General features: G+C 72.5%; 14 protein-coding genes. 2 read left to right on the top strand and 12 right to left on the bottom strand.

The window, feature by feature from the left end; all coding sequences use genetic code 11:
- Positions 1 to 120: 120 nt before the first annotated feature.
- From JF597_RS25145 to bldG, 5 genes are all read right to left on the bottom strand, one after another.
- On the bottom strand, positions 121 to 1,650 hold the full coding sequence (locus tag JF597_RS25145) for a class I SAM-dependent methyltransferase (RefSeq protein WP_293998967.1): 1,530 nt from the start codon (positions 1,648 to 1,650) through the stop codon (positions 121 to 123).
- Between the two features lie 203 nt (positions 1,651 to 1,853).
- Positions 1,854 to 2,498, bottom strand: a complete 645-nt coding sequence (locus JF597_RS25140) for a small secreted protein (protein ID WP_293998964.1) — start codon at positions 2,496 to 2,498, stop codon at positions 1,854 to 1,856.
- A gap of 280 nt (positions 2,499 to 2,778) precedes the next feature.
- Positions 2,779 to 5,190 (bottom strand): sodium-translocating pyrophosphatase, encoded by a 2,412-nt coding sequence (locus JF597_RS25135; protein ID WP_293998961.1) that lies wholly within the window; start codon positions 5,188 to 5,190, stop codon positions 2,779 to 2,781.
- Between the two features lie 349 nt (positions 5,191 to 5,539).
- A complete protein-coding gene (locus JF597_RS25130; protein WP_293998958.1) occupies positions 5,540 to 5,974 on the bottom strand; it encodes an ATP-binding protein in 435 nt (144 codons plus the stop codon).
- Between the two features lie 249 nt (positions 5,975 to 6,223).
- Positions 6,224 to 6,565, bottom strand: a complete 342-nt coding sequence (gene bldG / locus JF597_RS25125; protein WP_010986038.1) for an anti-sigma factor antagonist BldG — start codon at positions 6,563 to 6,565, stop codon at positions 6,224 to 6,226.
- A gap of 162 nt (positions 6,566 to 6,727) precedes the next feature.
- On the opposite strand from bldG, the gene JF597_RS25120 reads away from it, so the two are divergent.
- Complete coding sequence (locus JF597_RS25120) at positions 6,728 to 9,100, top strand: DEAD/DEAH box helicase (RefSeq protein WP_293998904.1); 2,373 nt, start codon at positions 6,728 to 6,730, stop codon at positions 9,098 to 9,100.
- Positions 9,101 to 9,176: 76 nt separating this feature from the next.
- Here JF597_RS25120 and JF597_RS25115 read toward each other — a convergent pair whose 3' ends face one another.
- The 7 genes from JF597_RS25115 to ssd all read right to left on the bottom strand — a co-directional run bounded on the left by JF597_RS25115 (position 9,177) and on the right by ssd (position 14,177).
- Positions 9,177 to 9,554 carry an Rv3654c family TadE-like protein gene (locus tag JF597_RS25115; protein ID WP_293998986.1) on the bottom strand — a complete coding sequence of 126 codons (378 nt, stop codon included), beginning with the start codon at positions 9,552 to 9,554 and terminating at the stop codon, positions 9,177 to 9,179.
- A 29-nt stretch (positions 9,555 to 9,583) separates the two neighbouring features.
- On the bottom strand, positions 9,584 to 9,898 hold the full coding sequence (locus JF597_RS25110) for a TadE family type IV pilus minor pilin (RefSeq protein ID WP_293998902.1): 315 nt from the start codon (positions 9,896 to 9,898) through the stop codon (positions 9,584 to 9,586).
- A 28-nt stretch (positions 9,899 to 9,926) separates the two neighbouring features.
- A complete protein-coding gene (locus tag JF597_RS25105; protein ID WP_293998900.1) occupies positions 9,927 to 10,115 on the bottom strand; it encodes a DUF4244 domain-containing protein in 189 nt (62 codons plus the stop codon).
- A gap of 85 nt (positions 10,116 to 10,200) precedes the next feature.
- The gene (locus JF597_RS25100; protein WP_293998896.1) at positions 10,201 to 10,989 is read right to left on the bottom strand and encodes a type II secretion system F family protein; all 789 of its coding nucleotides are present in this window, start codon (positions 10,987 to 10,989) and stop codon (positions 10,201 to 10,203) included.
- Positions 10,986 to 11,846, bottom strand: coding sequence for a type II secretion system F family protein (locus JF597_RS25095; RefSeq protein WP_293998895.1), 861 nt, complete (start codon positions 11,844 to 11,846; stop codon positions 10,986 to 10,988). Before JF597_RS25095 ends, JF597_RS25100 begins: the two co-directional genes overlap by 4 nt.
- Positions 11,847 to 11,898: 52 nt before the next feature.
- The gene (locus JF597_RS25090) at positions 11,899 to 13,080 is read right to left on the bottom strand and encodes a TadA family conjugal transfer-associated ATPase (protein WP_293998892.1); all 1,182 of its coding nucleotides are present in this window, start codon (positions 13,078 to 13,080) and stop codon (positions 11,899 to 11,901) included.
- On the bottom strand, positions 13,077 to 14,177 hold the full coding sequence (ssd, locus tag JF597_RS25085; RefSeq protein ID WP_293998889.1) for a septum site-determining protein Ssd: 1,101 nt from the start codon (positions 14,175 to 14,177) through the stop codon (positions 13,077 to 13,079). The genes JF597_RS25090 and ssd overlap by 4 nt, the downstream gene beginning before the upstream one ends.
- A gap of 568 nt (positions 14,178 to 14,745) precedes the next feature.
- On the opposite strand from ssd, the gene JF597_RS25080 reads away from it, so the two are divergent.
- Positions 14,746 to 15,582, top strand: coding sequence for an HAD family phosphatase (locus JF597_RS25080; protein WP_293998886.1), 837 nt, complete (start codon positions 14,746 to 14,748; stop codon positions 15,580 to 15,582).
- Positions 15,583 to 15,701 lie beyond the last annotated feature (119 nt).

The raw sequence follows: 15,701 nt of genomic DNA, 5'->3' as shown, positions 1-15,701 counted from the left end.
TCCGGCCAGATTTTTCCGGCCTTTTTCCTCTCCCGGCGTGTCCCGCAGGCCCGGCCCCGGGTCGTCGCCCGGCCCGCCCGCGAGACGGCCGGGTGCCCGGCCGGCACGTCTTCCGCTCCGTCAGACCGCCGGCTCCAGGAACCCCTGCTCCACCAGCAGCCGGATCTGCGCGGGCGTGCGGTCGCGCAGCAACACCGGGTCCTCACCCGTCAGTTGTGCGATGGCGTCGAGAATCCGCCCCGCGCTCAGCGTGCCGTCGCACACCCCTGCGAACCCGGCCCCCACCGTGTCCACCTTGGTCGCGCGGCGCATCCCGCGGTGCTGGCGCAGCACCACGTGCTCCGGGTCCTCGGCGCCGGGCAGCCCGACCTGTTCCTGGACCACCTCGACGGCGAGCCTGAAGTGGCCTTCCAGAAGATCGGCGTCGTCGTGGTCACGGAGGTAGTCGAGGCGGTCGAAGTGCGCCCGGATCGTCTCGCCGAGCGGCTGTTCGATCGGATGCGGCCACTCCTCGACCGTGACCGAGGGCACGGCGGCGCCCGTCCTGCGCAGCGTGATCCAGCCGAATCCCACCCCCTTCACCTTGCGCGCCTCGAACTCGTCGAGCCACGCGTCGTACCGCGCCTGGTACTCCGCCGGGTCCCCGCGGTGGTCGCCGGAGTCCCTGAGCCACAACTCGGCGTACTGGTTGACGTCCTGCACCTCGCGCTGCACGATCCACGCGTCGCAGCCGCGCGGCACCCACGACCTGACCCTGTCCTGCCAGTCCTCCCCCGCGACGTGCTGCCAGTTGGCGAGGAACTGCGCGAACCCGCCCTCGTTCAGCCGCTCCCCGGCCTGTTGAACGAGCGAACGGCACAGATCGTCCCCGCTCATCCCGCCGTCCCGGTACGTCAGCCGGGCGCCCGGAGAGATCACGAACGGCGGGTTGGACACGATCAGGTCGTAGGTCTCCCCCTCCTTGACCGGCTCGAACAGGGAGCCCTCGCGCAGGTCGGCCGCCGGTGCGCCGGAGAGCGCCAGCGTGAGCGCCGTGATGTGCAGCGCGCGCGGGTTCAGGTCGGTCGCCGTCACGCGCGTGGCGTGCTGGGCGGCGTGCAGCGCCTGGATCCCGGAGCCGGTGCCGAGGTCCAGAGCGGCGGCGACGGGCGTGCGGACGGTGATGCCGGCGAGGGTCGTGGACGCGCCGCCGACCCCGAGGACGACTCCTTCGTGCCGCTGGCCGATGCCGCCCGCACCGCCGACGGCGCATCCGAGGTCGGAGACGATGAACCAGTCCTCGCCGTCGGGCCCGCCGTACGGCCGTACGTCCACGGTGGCCGCGACCTCGTCGCCGCCCACCCGGGTCAGCCAGCCGCTGTCCAGGAGGTCGTCGACGGGCAGGACGCCGGCCACGCGTGCGTGCGGCACGGGCTGCTGGAGGAGGAACAGCCGGACGAGCGTCTCCAGGGGCGTGTCCCCGCGGGTCGCCCGCAGCGCGGGCACCGTTTCGCTGCGGGCCAGAGCCGCGTAGGCGGGCGCGCCGAGCAGGTCGAGCAGGCCGTCGGCGGTGAAGGAGGAACCCAGCAGGGCGGTGCGCAGCCGGGCGGCGGCGTCGGGGCGGTCGGAGGCGGGCAGGGCGGCGAGGCCGGAGTCAGTCACGCCCTCCATTGTGGCCCGCGGCCGGGCCCGAACACGGGCTCAGCACACGGCCACGGGAACGGACTCCGCCCGGCGCACGGACCCCGCCCCGGCCCCGGCTTCGGCCCCCGAGGCCCGGCCCCGGCCCGCCCAGGCCCGGATCCGGCCCCGTCGAGGCTCGGGCCCGGCCCATCGAGGCTCGGCCCCAGCCTCATCGAGATTCAGCCCCGGCCTCAGCCCGCGGTCGACGAGGCCGACGACGCCGGAGCCGACGCCCCGGACGACGGCGCCGAAGAGACCTTCTTGCAGCTGGCCTGCTCGGCGATCGCGTCCTTGACCTCGCCCTGCTCCAGGGCGTTCAGCGCCGCGGTACCGCTCTTGCTCTGCGCCTCCAGCTGCGTCGTCTGGGAGGCGACGTCCTGCAGCCCGGAGGCGAACTTCGCCTGGTTCTTGGTGTCGAGCGCGTCGACCTTCTTCTTCAGGTCGGCGTAGGACGCGGAGAGGCTGTTGAGGGTCGTGACGACGTTCTGCTGGCGCTTGGCGCCGTCGTCCACCCCGGGGGGCGCGCCGGCGCTGCTGATGGCCGCGGCGAGCGCCTTGTAGCCGTCGGACATGTCCTGGAAGGCCTGGGAGTCGGTCTTCTGGATGGTCGCGGCCGAACTCGTCGTGTCCGAGGCGGTCGTGGAGATCGCCTCGTTCGCCGCCTTGATCTTCGCGTCCTGCGCCGGTACCGCGTCGCACACGGTCTTGGCCCAGGCGATCAGCTTCGGGTCGGGGCCCTTGTCGCCGCTGCTGCACCCGGACAGCGCCCCTGCCAGTACCGCACCGCCGGACAGTGCGGCCGCGAGCTTCTTGTTCACCGGATCGGTCCCTTCCATGGCTCTCGGCCCCCGGAATCTACACGGCGGACGGCCGCGACCCTCACGATCGGCACCTTTTAGTCCGTTTTTATGATGCTTTGCTCGGGGGAGAGAAGGCTCACGACGAAACGGCGCACACAGCATGCTTACCGCGTAAATCGGTCACAGGGTGCGAAGGCCGGGAGCCGTGCACGGGCCCGAGAACACGAAACGGGCGGATGGCGCGACAACACGCGCCATCCGCCCGCTCGTTGGCCGGGACCTCTCGCGAGCGCCCCGGTGGGCGTCGTAAGACCGCCTACGAGACCACCGCGGGATCGGCCGACTTGGCCACCCGTTCGGCACTGTCGTCGTCGTCGCCGACGGCGATGCCGCGCCGCTTGGAGACGTACACCGCTCCGACGATCACGAGGAGCGCGAGGACCGCGATCAGGATGCGGACACCGATGCTCTTGTCATGGCCGTAGGAGAACTTGATCACCGCGGGCGCGATGAGCAGCGAGACCAGGTTCATGACCTTGAGCAGCGGGTTGATCGCGGGGCCCGCGGTGTCCTTGAAGGGGTCGCCGACCGTGTCGCCGATGACCGTGGCGGCATGGGCCTCACTGCCCTTGCCGCCGTGGTGCCCGTCCTCGACGAGCTTCTTGGCGTTGTCCCAGGCACCACCGGAGTTGGCCAGGAAGACGGCCATCAGGGTGCCCGCGCCGATCGCGCCCGCGAGGTAGGAACCGAGGGCACCGACACCGAGGGTGAACCCGATGAAGATGGGCGCCATCACGGCGAGCAGTCCCGGCGTGGCCAGCTCGCGCAGGGCGTCCTTGGTGCAGATGTCGACGACCTTGCCGTACTCGGGCGTCTCCGTGTAGTCCATGATCCCGGGGTGCTCGCGGAACTGCCGCCGCACCTCGAAGACCACCGAACCCGCCGACCGCGACACGGCGTTGATGGCGAGTCCGGAGAAGAGGAAGACGACCGCCGCGCCGGCGATGAGGCCGACGAGGTTGTTGGGCTGCGAGATGTCCATGGACAGGGTCAACGGGGAGCCGGCGCCGCTCAGTTTCGCGCCCACGTCCTGCACGTTCGTGGTGATCGCGTCCCGGTACGACCCGAAGAGCGCCGACGCCGCGAGGACGGCGGTGGCGATGGCGATGCCCTTGGTGATGGCCTTGGTGGTGTTGCCGACGGCGTCCAGGTTGGTGAGCACCTGTGCGCCCGCGCCCTCGACGTCGCCGGACATCTCGGCGATGCCCTGGGCGTTGTCGGAGACCGGCCCGAAGGTGTCCATGGCGACGATCACGCCGACCGTGGTGAGCAGGCCGGTGCCGGCCAGCGCCACCGCGAACAGCGCGAGCATGATCGACGTACCGCCCAGCAGGAACGCGCCGTAGACGCCGAGACCGATCAGCAGAGCGGTGTAGACGGCCGATTCGAGACCGACCGAGATGCCGGCGAGGACCACGGTGGCCGGACCGGTCAGCGAGGTCTTTCCGATGTCCATGACCGGACGCCGGTTGGTCTCGGTGAAGTAGCCGGTCAGCTGCTGGATGACGGCCGCGAGCAGGATGCCGATGGCGACCGCGACGAGCGCGAGGATCCGCGGGTCGCCGTCCTTGGCCCGGATGGCCGCGTCACCGATCCCGTCGAGGTCGGAGTACTTCCCCGGCAGGTAGACGAAGACCGCGACCGCGACGAGCACGAGCGAGATCACCGCGGAGATGAAGAAGCCGCGGTTGATGGCGCTCATGCCGCTGCGGTCGCTGCGGCGCGGGGCGACCGCGAAGATGCCGACCATCGCGGTGAGCACACCGATGGCCGGTACCAGGAGCGGGAAGGCCAGTCCGGAGTCGCCGAAGGCCGCCTTGCCGAGGATCAGCGCGGCGACCAGGGTCACGGCGTACGACTCGAAGAGGTCGGCCGCCATGCCCGCGCAGTCGCCGACGTTGTCGCCCACGTTGTCGGCGATGGTCGCGGCATTGCGCGGGTCGTCCTCCGGAATGCCCTGTTCGACCTTTCCGACCAGGTCGGCGCCGACGTCGGCGGCCTTGGTGAAGATGCCGCCGCCGACACGCATGAACATGGCGATCAGGGCGGCACCGAGGCCGAAGCCTTCGAGCACCTTCGGCGCGTCGGCCGCGTACACCAGCACCACGCAGGAGGCGCCGAGCAGGCCGAGCCCCACCGTGAACATGCCGACGACGCCGCCCGTGCGGAAAGCGATCTTCATGGCTTTGTGCGAGACGGCGGTGAGATCCTTTTCCGGTTCGCCTTCCGCCGGGGTGGCCTCCCGGGCCGCCGCGGCCACGCGCACATTGCTGCGCACGGCGAGCCACATGCCGATATAACCGGTGGTCGCCGAGAAGGCCGCGCCGATCAGGAAGAAGATCGATCGGCCGGCGCGCTGATTCCAGTCGTCCGCGGGCAGCAGCAGGAGCAGGAAGAACACCACGACGGCGAATACGCCGAGGGTGCGCAACTGCCGGCCCAGATAGGCGTTGGCGCCTTCCTGGACCGCCGCCGCGATCTTCTTCATGCTGTCGGTGCCCTCGCCCGCCGCGAGCACCTGGCGTACCAGGATCCAGGCGACCACGAGCGCGGCCAGCGCCACGGCGGCGATGACCGCCACCAGGACCCGGTTGTCGTCGGTCAGGACTGCGGCTGCGAGAGTTGTGGGGTGGTGGCCCACCTGATGAGGGGTAGAAAGCCCCGCCATTCGTCCTCCTTGACGCTTGGGCTGAGCTCAAGATGTGGACGGATTCTAGGTACCCGCGAGTGATCTAAACAGGGGACGGTAAACGGAATTAGCCTTCTCGCGCTCTTCAGCAAATGATCGAGAGGACGCCGGGGAACCCGAAAGCGGTAATGCCCCAAAAGCATTGACGACGGCGTTTACTTGATCGAATTATGGCCCGATTGATCGTGAATGAATTCACTAAACCCATAGCAAGAGATCACTGTACGACCGGCCGTGGGCGACGCGGGGCCGCGGACGTGCGGACATGCCGAAGGGCCCCGCTCAGGGGGCCCTTCGGCACACGTACAGGGTGACGCGTGGGTGACTCTCAGGTGAGCGCGACTCCGGGCGGGGTCGTCGGCCAGGTCATGCGGATCAGCCCGCCGTGCTCCCCTGCCGTGACCTCCACGTCGTCCACGAGGCCACTGATGACCGCGAGCCCCATCTCGTCCTCCTCGGCCTCCACGTCCGCGTCCGCCGCGCCACCGGATGCCCGGTCGCCGGGAACGGAATGGGGTGCCTCGTCGCCGACCTCGATGGAGAACTGTTTCTCCTCCTCCGTCAGCGCCACCCGCACCGGCTCGGTGATGCCGGCGGCCTGGTGCAGACCCACAGCACGGGAACAGGCCTCGCCGACGGCCAGCCGGACCTCGTCCAGGACGGCCTCGTCCACTCCGGCCCTGCGAGCCACCGCCGCCGCCACCAGCCGGGCGGTGCGGACGTGCTCGGGCAGCGCGCTGAAGCGGAGTTCAACGGTGGCCATACGTCCCCCTCGGAACTACGGGCGTGCGGTGGGGGGCCGGGCCGCCGAAGAACCCGGAGCCCCCCGATGAATTGCTTCCGCCGCGGGCACTGCGGCCCGAGCACGGCTGCCGGAACGGGCACGCGGGCCCGAACGGGCGGGGGTCGGCACGGACGTCCGTACGGCGCATGGCGCGTACGGGCCCGTGCCGAGGGCCGGCCGGACGGCACGGACCGATCGGCGGTCCGTGGTACGTCGGCCGGCCCGGGGTCAGTCGGTGGCCGCCACCGCTTCCTCGACCGAGGTGTGGATCGGGAACACCTTGGTGAGGCCGGTGATACGGAAGATCTTCAGAATGCGCTCCTGGTTGCACACCAAGCGCAGCGAGCCCTCGTGGGCACGCACCCGCTTCAGGCCGCCGACCAGCACGCCGAGCCCGGTGGAGTCGAGGAAGTCCACGCCCTCCATGTCGACGACGAGGTGGAAATTCCCGTCGTTCACCAGCTCGACCAGCTGCTCGCGCAGCTTGGGCGCGGTATATACGTCGATTTCGCCACCGACCTCGACGACCGTACGATCGCCGACTGTACGAGTCGACAGGGACAGGTCCACGGATCCTCCAGCACCTTGCTATCGAGCGGTCGCCCCTCGGGACACCTCGGCTTGCGGCCCCCGGGACGGTTCGCCAGCCGCAATGGCATTCAATCACTTACGGCAGGCGTGCACGACGCCTTGGCCCCATTGTCCGTCATGCCAGTGACACACTCGGTCCCGATGGCCATAAATCACCGATCCGATCGACCGCCGGTTCCGGCCGTGTCCGGCTTCTCTCCGGGCACGGTCCTGGACCGGCTCGCCTCCGGGCCGAGCCGGGCTTCGCGCATCACTCATACGGAGCACTTGCCCCCGCGTGCGGGTCGGCATGCCGTCTGGCCTGACCGGATTCGTTCGGAGGTCGTCGCGGCCGTGCAGGAGTGCGGCATCGAGCATCCCTGGGAGCACCAGGCGCTGGCCGCCGAGCACGCCCTGGACGGCGACTCGGTGGTGGTGGCCACCGGCACCGCCTCCGGCAAGTCCCTGGCCTACCTCGTACCGGTCCTGTCCACCCTGCTGGAGGGCTCCGAGGCCGCCAACGGCCGCGGCGCAACCGCCCTCTACCTGGCGCCCACCAAGGCGCTGGCGGCCGACCAGTGCCGTGCCGTGAAGGAACTTTCACAACCGCTGGGAAACTCGGTGCGCCCCGCGGTGTACGACGGCGACACCCCGTACGAGGAACGGGAGTGGATCCGCCAGTACGCCAACTACGTGCTCACCAACCCCGACATGCTGCATCGCGGGATCCTGCCCGGGCACGCCCGCTGGTCCGCCTTCCTGAAGTCGCTGAAGTACGTCGTCGTGGACGAGTGCCACACCTACCGGGGCGTCTTCGGCTCGCACGTCGCCCAGGTGCTGCGCCGGCTGCGCCGCCTGTGCGCCCGCTACGGCGCCTCCCCGGTCTTCCTGCTGGCCTCCGCGACCGCCGCCGAGCCGGCCGTGGCCGCCGGCCGCCTCACCGGCCTGCCGGTCGTGGAGATCGCCGACGACGCATCCCCACGCGGCGAGCTGGTCTTCGCCCTCTGGGAGCCGCCGCTGACCGAGCTGCACGGCGAGAAGGGCGCCCCGGTCCGCCGCACCGCGACCGCCGAGACCGCCGACCTGCTGACCGACCTCGCCGTGCAGGGCGTGCGCTCGGTCGCCTTCGTGCGGTCCAGACGCGGCGCGGAGCTGATCTCCGTCATCACCCAGGAACGGCTGGCCGAGGTGGACCGTTCCCTGGCCCGGCGTGTCGCGGCCTACCGCGGCGGCTACCTCCCCGAGGAGCGGCGCGCCCTGGAACGCGCGCTGCACTCCGGGGAGCTCCTCGGACTTGCCGCCACAACGGCCCTGGAGCTGGGTGTGGACGTCTCCGGGCTGGACGCCGTACTGATCGCCGGATACCCCGGTACGAGGGCTTCTGTGTGGCAGCAGGCGGGTCGCGCCGGGCGCACCGGGCAGGGTGCCCTCGCGGTCCTGGTCGCCCGCGACGACCCGCTGGACACCTTCCTCGTCCATCATCCCGAGGCCCTGTTCGACCAACCGGTGGAATCGACCGTCCTCGACCCCGACAACCCGTACGTCCTCGCCCCGCACCTGTGCGCCGCCGCGGCCGAGATCCCGCTCACCGACGACGACCTCGCCCTCTTCGGCCCCGCCTGCAAGGAACTGCTGCCGCAGCTGGAGGCCGCGAAGCTGCTGCGCCGCCGGACGAAGGCCTGGCACTGGACCCGCCGGGAGCGGGCCGCCGACCTGACCGACATCCGTGGCGAGGGCGGCCGCCCGGTGCAGGTCGTCGAGGCGGGCACGGGACGCCTGCTCGGCACGGTGGACGCGAGCGCCGCCCACTCCACGGTCCACGAGGGCGCGGTCCACCTCCACCAGGGCCGCACCTACCTCGTCCGCTCCCTCGACCTGGAGGACTCGGTGGCCCTGGTCGAGCAGGCCGAGCCGCCGTACTCCACGGTCGCCCGCGACACCACGGCCATCTCCGTCCTGGAGACCGACACCGAGATCCCCTGGGGCGACGGCCGCCTCTGCTACGGCTCCGTCGAGGTCACCAACCAGGTGGTCTCCTTCCTGCGCCGCCGGCTCATCACCGGCGAGGTACTGGGCGAGACGAAGCTCGACCTCCCTCCGCGTACGCTGCGCACCCGCGCGGTCTGGTGGACCGTCACCGAGGACCAGCTCGACGAGGCCCGGATCGCCCCCGAGATCCTCGGCGGCGCCCTGCACGCCGCCGAGCACGCCTCCATCGGTCTGCTCCCGCTCTTCGCGACCTGCGACCGCTGGGACATCGGCGGCGTCTCGATCCCGCTGCATCCCGACACGCTCCTGCCGACCGTCTTCGTCTACGACGGCCACCCCGGCGGCGCCGGCTTCGCGGGACGCGCCTTCCACACGGCCCGCACGTGGCTGACGGCGACGCGGGAGGCGATCGCCGCGTGCGAGTGCGAGGCCGGGTGCCCGTCCTGCATCCAGTCGCCCAAGTGCGGCAACGGGAACGAGCCGTTGCACAAGCGGGGGGCGGTGCGACTCCTCACGGTGCTGCTGAAAGGGGCGCCGACGGGGTAGTCGTTCGGCTGCGGGCCGGTGGGGGCTGGTCGCGCAGTCCCGAGCCCCTTTGGGACGCGTTGTCGGGGGCGCGTTGTCAGGGGCGCGTCGTAGCGGGGCCGGCTCTGGCTCGGACCTCTGCCGCGAACGGGTCCCCGCCCGAGACCGCCGAGACATCCGAGACGTCCCCGACGATCACGCACCGCGTCAGCCGCGCACCCTGCGCCCGTGCCACCCGGTCGGCCCGGGCGCAGGCCGCCGCCGTCCCCTCGGCCCAGTGGTCGGCCGCGGCGAGCGCGGCCATGTCGGCACCACCGGCGGCGCGATGCCGGACGACCACGGCGTGCCCCAGCCCCAGTACCACCCCGAACACCACGCACAGCACGGCGATCGCACCGACGTTCCAGACTGTGGCGGACCCCCGGTCCGGCGCTCCACGGGGGCGTGGGGACCTGCGCGACCAGCCCCGACGCACCGGCAGCCGAACGACCGGCCGTTGCCCCCTCACGGCCCCTCCGCCAAGGCGACCGCCGACTCCCGTACCTCGAACGGCAACGCGCCCAGCACCGGCGGCCTCGCCACCACCGTCACCCGCACCTCGTCGCCCTCGCGGCCCACCGTCACCGTCGCTCCGTCCGGCGCCGCCTCCTTCGTCACCGCGATCACAGCGTCCTCGGCGTCCTGCCGCGCCGCGGCCCGCGCCCCGGTGCGGGCGGCGTCCACGCACCGGATCTGGGCGGCCACCACGAGCAGCCCCCACACCAGCGCCATCGTGAACGCCACCAGCACCGGCAGCACCACGGCCGCCTCCGCGGTCACGAACCCCCGGTCCGCCCCGCTCCCCCGCTCACATCCGCGCACTGAGGGCTCGTTTCACGATGGCCTGGAGCTCCGCGCTGACCTGCCCGCTCGTCACCACCGCGTAGAGGACCGCCGCGAACCCGACGGCGGCGATGATCCCCATCGCGTACTCGGAGGTGACCATTCCGGCGTCCCGGCGTGCCAGCTTCCACATCTTCCAGAACATCTCGCGCATTTCGATCTCCTTTGATTTGCTTGATTTGCTTGATTCGCCCGTTTTCGACTTCAGTTCCTGTCCGCGGCCCCGCTGTCGCGGCCCCTCATCCACCACCCCCTCGCAGCACCCCGCCCGCGAGACCGATCACCACGGGCAGCACCCCGACCGCGATGAACGCAGGCAGGAAGCACAGCCCCACCGGCGCCGAGATCAGCACGGCTGCCCGCCGCGCCCGCGCGGTCGCGCTCCTCGCCCACTCGGCCCGGGCGTCCGAGGCGAGCCGGGCGACGGGCGCGGCCGCCGGCATCCCCGACTCGTCGGCGCGCTCCAGCAGCCGGGCCAGGGCGGCGGCCCCCGGCAGTCCAGCCAACCGCCGCCAGCAGGCTGCCGGTTCGCCGCCCAGCCGCACCTCCGCCGCGCCCCGTGCCAGCCCCTCCCCGACGGGTCCGCCGAGCGCCTCTCCGACGGCCTGGGCGGCGACCACCGGACTGGCCCCGGCGGCGATGCAGGCCGCCAGGAGGTCGGCTGCGAGCGGGAGTTGGCGCGCGGCCTCGGCAGCCTCCGCCTCGGCCGTCCGGTCTGCGTCGGCCGCCCCGCTCCGCCACCGCCACAGCCCCACCGCGGCGCCCACCCCGAGCAGCACCCCGACGACCCCGCCGACCAGCACCCAGCCGCCGCAGACCACCCCGACGACCGGCAGCCACCTGCGGACGGCACCGCCGACGGCGGAGTGCCTCTGCGCTTGCTCCAGCCTCTCCAGGCCGAGCAGTTCGGCCAGCCTGCGCCGGGCCAGGCGCCCGCGCCGGGCCCGCTCCAGCCGCCATGTCGGCCAGCCCAGGGCCGCCACCACCGCGACCGTCGCCCCCAGCCTGTGGACGACCTCCGCGCTCACGCCGCCTCAGCTCCCCGCACGATGCGGACCGCCCACCACATCCCGGCGCCCTCGAACGCCGCCCCGACGGCCAGGCAGCCCAGGCCGGCTCCGGTGTGCAGCAGCACCCGCAGCGGGTCGGCGCCCATGGCCGAGCCGAGCAGGAGGCCGAGGGCGGGCAGCGCCGCGAGCATCACCGCGGTGGCCCGGGCGCCCGACAACTGGGCCCGCAGATCGGAGCGTTGGTCGCGTTCGGCGCGCAGGGCGGCGTCCAGGCGGTCGAGACCGGCCGCGAGCCCGGCGCCCTGGTCGACCGCCACCCGCCAGCAGGCCGCGAGCCCCAGCAGGCCGTCGGCGCCGGGCTGCCGCGCCGCCAGCGCCAGCGCAGCCGGCACGTCCCCGCCGAAGCGCGCCGCCGCGACCACGGCCGGCTGGGCCTCACCGAGCCCGCCGGAGTCCCGTGCGGCCCGCAGCAGCGCCTCGCCCGGCTGCCGTCCCGCACGCACCTCACCGGCGAGCGCCCCGCACAGCGCGATCACCGCATCGGCGCGCTCCTGCCCGGTCCGCCGCGCCTGGCGGGCCAGCCGCACCCGGCGCAGCACCGGCACCCCGGCCGCCCCCGCGAGGACCGGAAGGACCGAGGCGGCAAGGAGCGCGAGCGCGACACCGACGACCAGGGCCCACCACTCACCCCGCCAACGGCCGCCCAGTTGCCGCAGTTCCCCGAGCGCACGCTCCCAGGAAGGCGGCCCGGTGGTCACCACCCCGCCGCCGGCCAGCAGCAGCCGTGCCCGCCGTACCTCCCGGTGCCGCTCGGCCAGCAGCCAGGCCATGACGCCGCCGCACACCACGACGGCACCGAACGTCGTCTCACCCATCACACGCTTCCCTTCCAAGTCATGGATCACTGAAGTCACTTCAGGCCGGAGCTCACGGCTCGCCCACGTCACCGCGCAGCAGCCCCCGCAGCCGCTCCCACCCCTGCTCCCGGGCGAAGGCGGCCGCGTCCCAGCGCAGCGCCGGGACCGTTCGCACCAGCCCGGAGGAGTCCCGCTCCAGGACGTGCACCTCGGCGATCCGCCGCCGGCCCCCGCGGTCCCGTACGAGGTGCAGCACCACCGACAGGGCGGCAGCGAGCTGGCTGTGCAGGGCGGCCCGGTCGAGCCCGGCCGCCGTACCGAGGGCCTCCAGCCGGGCCGGCACGTCCGCGGCCGCGTTGGCGTGCACGGTGCCGCAGCCGCCCTCGTGGCCGGTGTTGAGCGCGGCCAGCAGATGGACCACCTCGGGCCCGCGGACCTCGCCGACGACGAGCCGGTCGGGCCGCATCCGCAGGGCCTGCCGGACCAGGTCCTCCAAGGTGACGAGACCGGCGCCCTCCTGGTTGGCGGGTCTGGTCTCGAGCCAGACGACGTGCGGGTGTTCGGGCCTGAGCTCCGCCGAGTCCTCGGCGAGCACGATCCGCTCGCCCTGGCCGACGAGGCCGAGCAGGGCACTCAGGAGGGTCGTCTTGCCGGTGCCCGTGCCGCCGCTGACCAGGAAGGACAGCCGGGCCGCCATGAGGGCCCGCAGGATGCGGTCGCCGCCCGGGGGCACCGTCCCGGCCGCGACCAGTTCGTCGAGGGTGAACGCCCGCGGGCGGACCACCCTCAGGGACAGGCAGGTGCAGCCGACGGCCACCGGCGGCAGGACCGCGTGCAGACGGGTGCCGTCGGGCAGCCGGGCGTCCGCCCAGGGCCGTGCGTCGTCCAGGCGCCGGCCCGCCACCGCGGCCAGCCGCTGCGCGAGGCGCCGGACCGCCGCCGCGTCCCCGAAGGCGACGGGGGTGAGTTCCAGGCCGCCGCCGCGGTCCACCCAGACCCGGTCCGGGGCGGTCACCAGGACGTCGGTGACCGTGGGGTCGGCGAGCAGCGGCTCCAGGGGGCCACTGCCGACCAGTTCGGAGCGCAGCCGCTCGGCCGCGCCGAGGACTTCGGCGTCGCCGAGGACCCGCCCCTGGGCACGCAGCGCCTGTGCAACCCGTGCGGGTGTCGGTTCGGCGCCGCTCTCGGCGAGCCAGCGCCGTACTCCGTCGAGCAGGGCCGGGCCGTCCGCGCCCGCGGTGCCGGGCCTCATGCGACACCGCCGACCTCGACCAGCGTGCGCTCCCAGAAGCCCTTGCAGAAGCGGGCCAGCGGTCCGCGTGCGACGGAGCCCGGCGGTTTCCGGTCGGGGCGGGACAGGCCTGGTTCGGCCGGTACCTCGCCGGCCAGCGGCAGGCCGAGCAGCCGGGCCACCTCGCGGTCGTCCAGTCCCGGCGCGTACGGGCCGCGTACCGCCACCCTGAGGTCGCGCACGACCATGCCGACGGTGGCCGCCACCCGTCCGGCCGCAGCGACGGCGCGCAGTTCGGCGGGGACCACCAGGACGGCGAGGTCGAGCTGGGTGAGGACCTCGGCGACCTCGTCGTCCAGGCGGCGCGGCAGGTCGACGACGACGGTGCCGCCGCGCCTCCGGGCGGCGGCGAGCACCGCGCGGACGGCGGGCGGCGGAATCGCCACGCAGTCGCCGCGGTCCCAGCTGAGGATCCGCAGCGAGTGCAACTCGGGCAGGGACTCCTCCAGGGCGCCGCTGCCGAGCCGGCCGCGCGAGGCGGCGAAGGCGGGCCAGCGCAGCCCCTCGGCGGTCTCACCGCCGAGGAGTACGTCGATTCCGCCGCCCAGCGGATCCGCGTCCACGAGCAGGGTGCGCAGTCCCTCCCGCGCGGAGGTGACGGCGAGCGCGCAGGCCAGCGTGGAGGCGCCGGCCCCGCCCCGGCCGCCGATGACGCCGACGGTGAGGGCCGGGCGGCCCACACCCTCGACGACGTCGGCGATCCGGTCCACGAGCCACTGCTCGCCGTCGGGCAGCATCAGGACGTGGTCCGCACCGATCTCCACGGCCCGTTTCCACACGTCGGGGTCGTCCTGGTCGAGGCCCACCAGCACCACCCCGCGTCGGCGGGCGGCCCCGCGCACCCGTCGTGCGGCGTCGTCGCCGACCAGGACGAGCGGGGCTGACTCCCAGCCGCCGCCGCGTTCCGGCGGACCGTGGTGGACCTCCGGTTTGGCGCCGGCCGCCGCGCACAGGCGCAGCAGGTCGTCGAGGAGTTCGGCGTCCTCGGTGACGATCATCGGGCGTCCTGGCCGTCCCGAGGCGGCGGACGGCGGGTCCTGGGTGACAGTTCCGGCCACGTGAGCTTCCCCCTTGGCTGCGTGCTCCCGCATGGCCCCTGCGGCCACGCGATTCCCAAACGTGTGAAGAACCGGCAAGCGGCTCCATATGCACGGCCGACAGAAACCGGCCATTGGCGCCCGAAAACGGAACCGGCCATGAACTCGCCGCCGCCGGAGCGCGCTGGAATCACGGTGCAGCGAACCCGGAAATCGTGTGGATCTTGGTCCAAAACTGTGGACAACCCGGTGGTTGTGAATATCGCCGTCACCCATACCGGTCGGGCCCGTTCCGAGGCCTGTGCGGCTTCCACAGTGCAGCGATACCGTTACGGAGTGTGACGGATCATGGGCATGCGAAAGGGGCGGCCGCAGCCGCCCGACCGAGGCCTCGCGGCCCGCGAAAGAGGAGGAAAACCCGTCCGGACATGCGACGACCCCCACCGGGGGGGAGAGTGGGGGTCGTCTCCACGGCCGACTCGGGGGGGGAGGAGTCGGACCGGGTTAGCACGGTCGCGAACGATCCGTGACTTCCATGGTGTACCCGAGAGCCCTCTCAGGCAAACCCACGCGCCCCACCTTACGCCGAATGGTGGGCGCCTATGCTCGGGGCGTGGAAAGCCACTCCTTGCCCCGCACAGCAGCCTTCTTTGACCTGGACAAGACGGTCATTGCGAAGTCGAGCACGCTCACCTTCAGCAAGTCGTTCTACCAAGGCGGTCTGATCAACCGCAGGGCGGCGCTGCGCAACGCGTACTCCCAGTTCGTGTTCCTGGTCGGCGGTATGGACCACGACCAGATGGAGCGCACGCGCGCATACCTGTCCGGTCTCGTCCGTGGCTGGAATGTCCAGCAGGTCAAGGAGATCGTCGCCGAGACCCTGCACGACCTGATCGACCCGATCATCTACGACGAGGCCGCCTCCCTCATCGAGGAGCACCACAGGGCCGGCCGGGACGTCGTCATCGTCTCCACCTCGGGCGCCGAGGTGGTCGAGCCGATCGGCGAACTCCTCGGCGCCGACCGGGTGGTGGCCACCCGCATGGTGGTCGGCGGCGACGGCTGCTACACGGGCGAGGTGGAGTACTACGCCTACGGGCCGACCAAGGCCGAGGCCGTCCGGGAGCTGGCCGCCTCCGAGGGCTACGACCTCGACCGCTGCTACGCCTACAGCGACTCGGCGACCGACGTACCGATGCTCCAGGCGGTCGGGCATCCGCATGCCGTGAACCCGGACCGCGCGCTGCGCCGCGAGGCCGTCGCCCGCGGGTGGCCGATCCTGAACTTCAACCGGCCGGTACGGCTCAAGCAGCGGTTCTCCGCACCCCCGCGCCCGGCCCTGGTCGCCGCGGCGGCCATAGGAGCGGCGGCCGCCACCGCCGGCCTGGTCTGGTACGCGAGCCGGCGCCGGAGCACGGTCGCCTGAACCGGCCGCCCCACCCTCATTCACCCGTTCGGCCCATCCGGCGCCCCTTTGGTGCGCCTTTGACCCATAAGTAAAGAACTGCAGGCAGGACTTCCGCTTGCTCCAGGCTTGCAGTACAA

The organism is Streptomyces sp., assembly GCF_019510245.1.
In the GTDB taxonomy this organism is placed as follows: Bacteria; Actinomycetota; Actinomycetes; order Streptomycetales; family Streptomycetaceae; genus Streptomyces.
This window is presented reverse-complemented; position numbering and strand designations above follow the sequence as displayed.

Excerpts from the sequence above, each read along its gene's own strand:
- JF597_RS25080 (WP_293998886.1), top strand. The coding sequence starts at position 14,746 with ATGGTGGGCGCCTATGCTCGGGGCGTGGAAAGCCACTCCTTGCCCCGC.
- JF597_RS25145 (WP_293998967.1), bottom strand. The coding sequence starts at position 1,650 with ATGGAGGGCGTGACTGACTCCGGCCTCGCCGCCCTGCCCGCCTCCGAC.
- JF597_RS25130 (WP_293998958.1), bottom strand. The coding sequence starts at position 5,974 with ATGGCCACCGTTGAACTCCGCTTCAGCGCGCTGCCCGAGCACGTCCGC.
- JF597_RS25090 (WP_293998892.1), bottom strand. The coding sequence starts at position 13,080 with ATGAGGCCCGGCACCGCGGGCGCGGACGGCCCGGCCCTGCTCGACGGA.
- JF597_RS25140 (WP_293998964.1), bottom strand. The coding sequence starts at position 2,498 with ATGGAAGGGACCGATCCGGTGAACAAGAAGCTCGCGGCCGCACTGTCC.
- JF597_RS25120 (WP_293998904.1), top strand. The coding sequence starts at position 6,728 with ATGGCCATAAATCACCGATCCGATCGACCGCCGGTTCCGGCCGTGTCC.
- JF597_RS25095 (WP_293998895.1), bottom strand. The coding sequence starts at position 11,846 with ATGGGTGAGACGACGTTCGGTGCCGTCGTGGTGTGCGGCGGCGTCATG.
- JF597_RS25105 (WP_293998900.1), bottom strand. The coding sequence starts at position 10,115 with ATGCGCGAGATGTTCTGGAAGATGTGGAAGCTGGCACGCCGGGACGCC.
- JF597_RS25135 (WP_293998961.1), bottom strand. The coding sequence starts at position 5,190 with ATGGCGGGGCTTTCTACCCCTCATCAGGTGGGCCACCACCCCACAACT.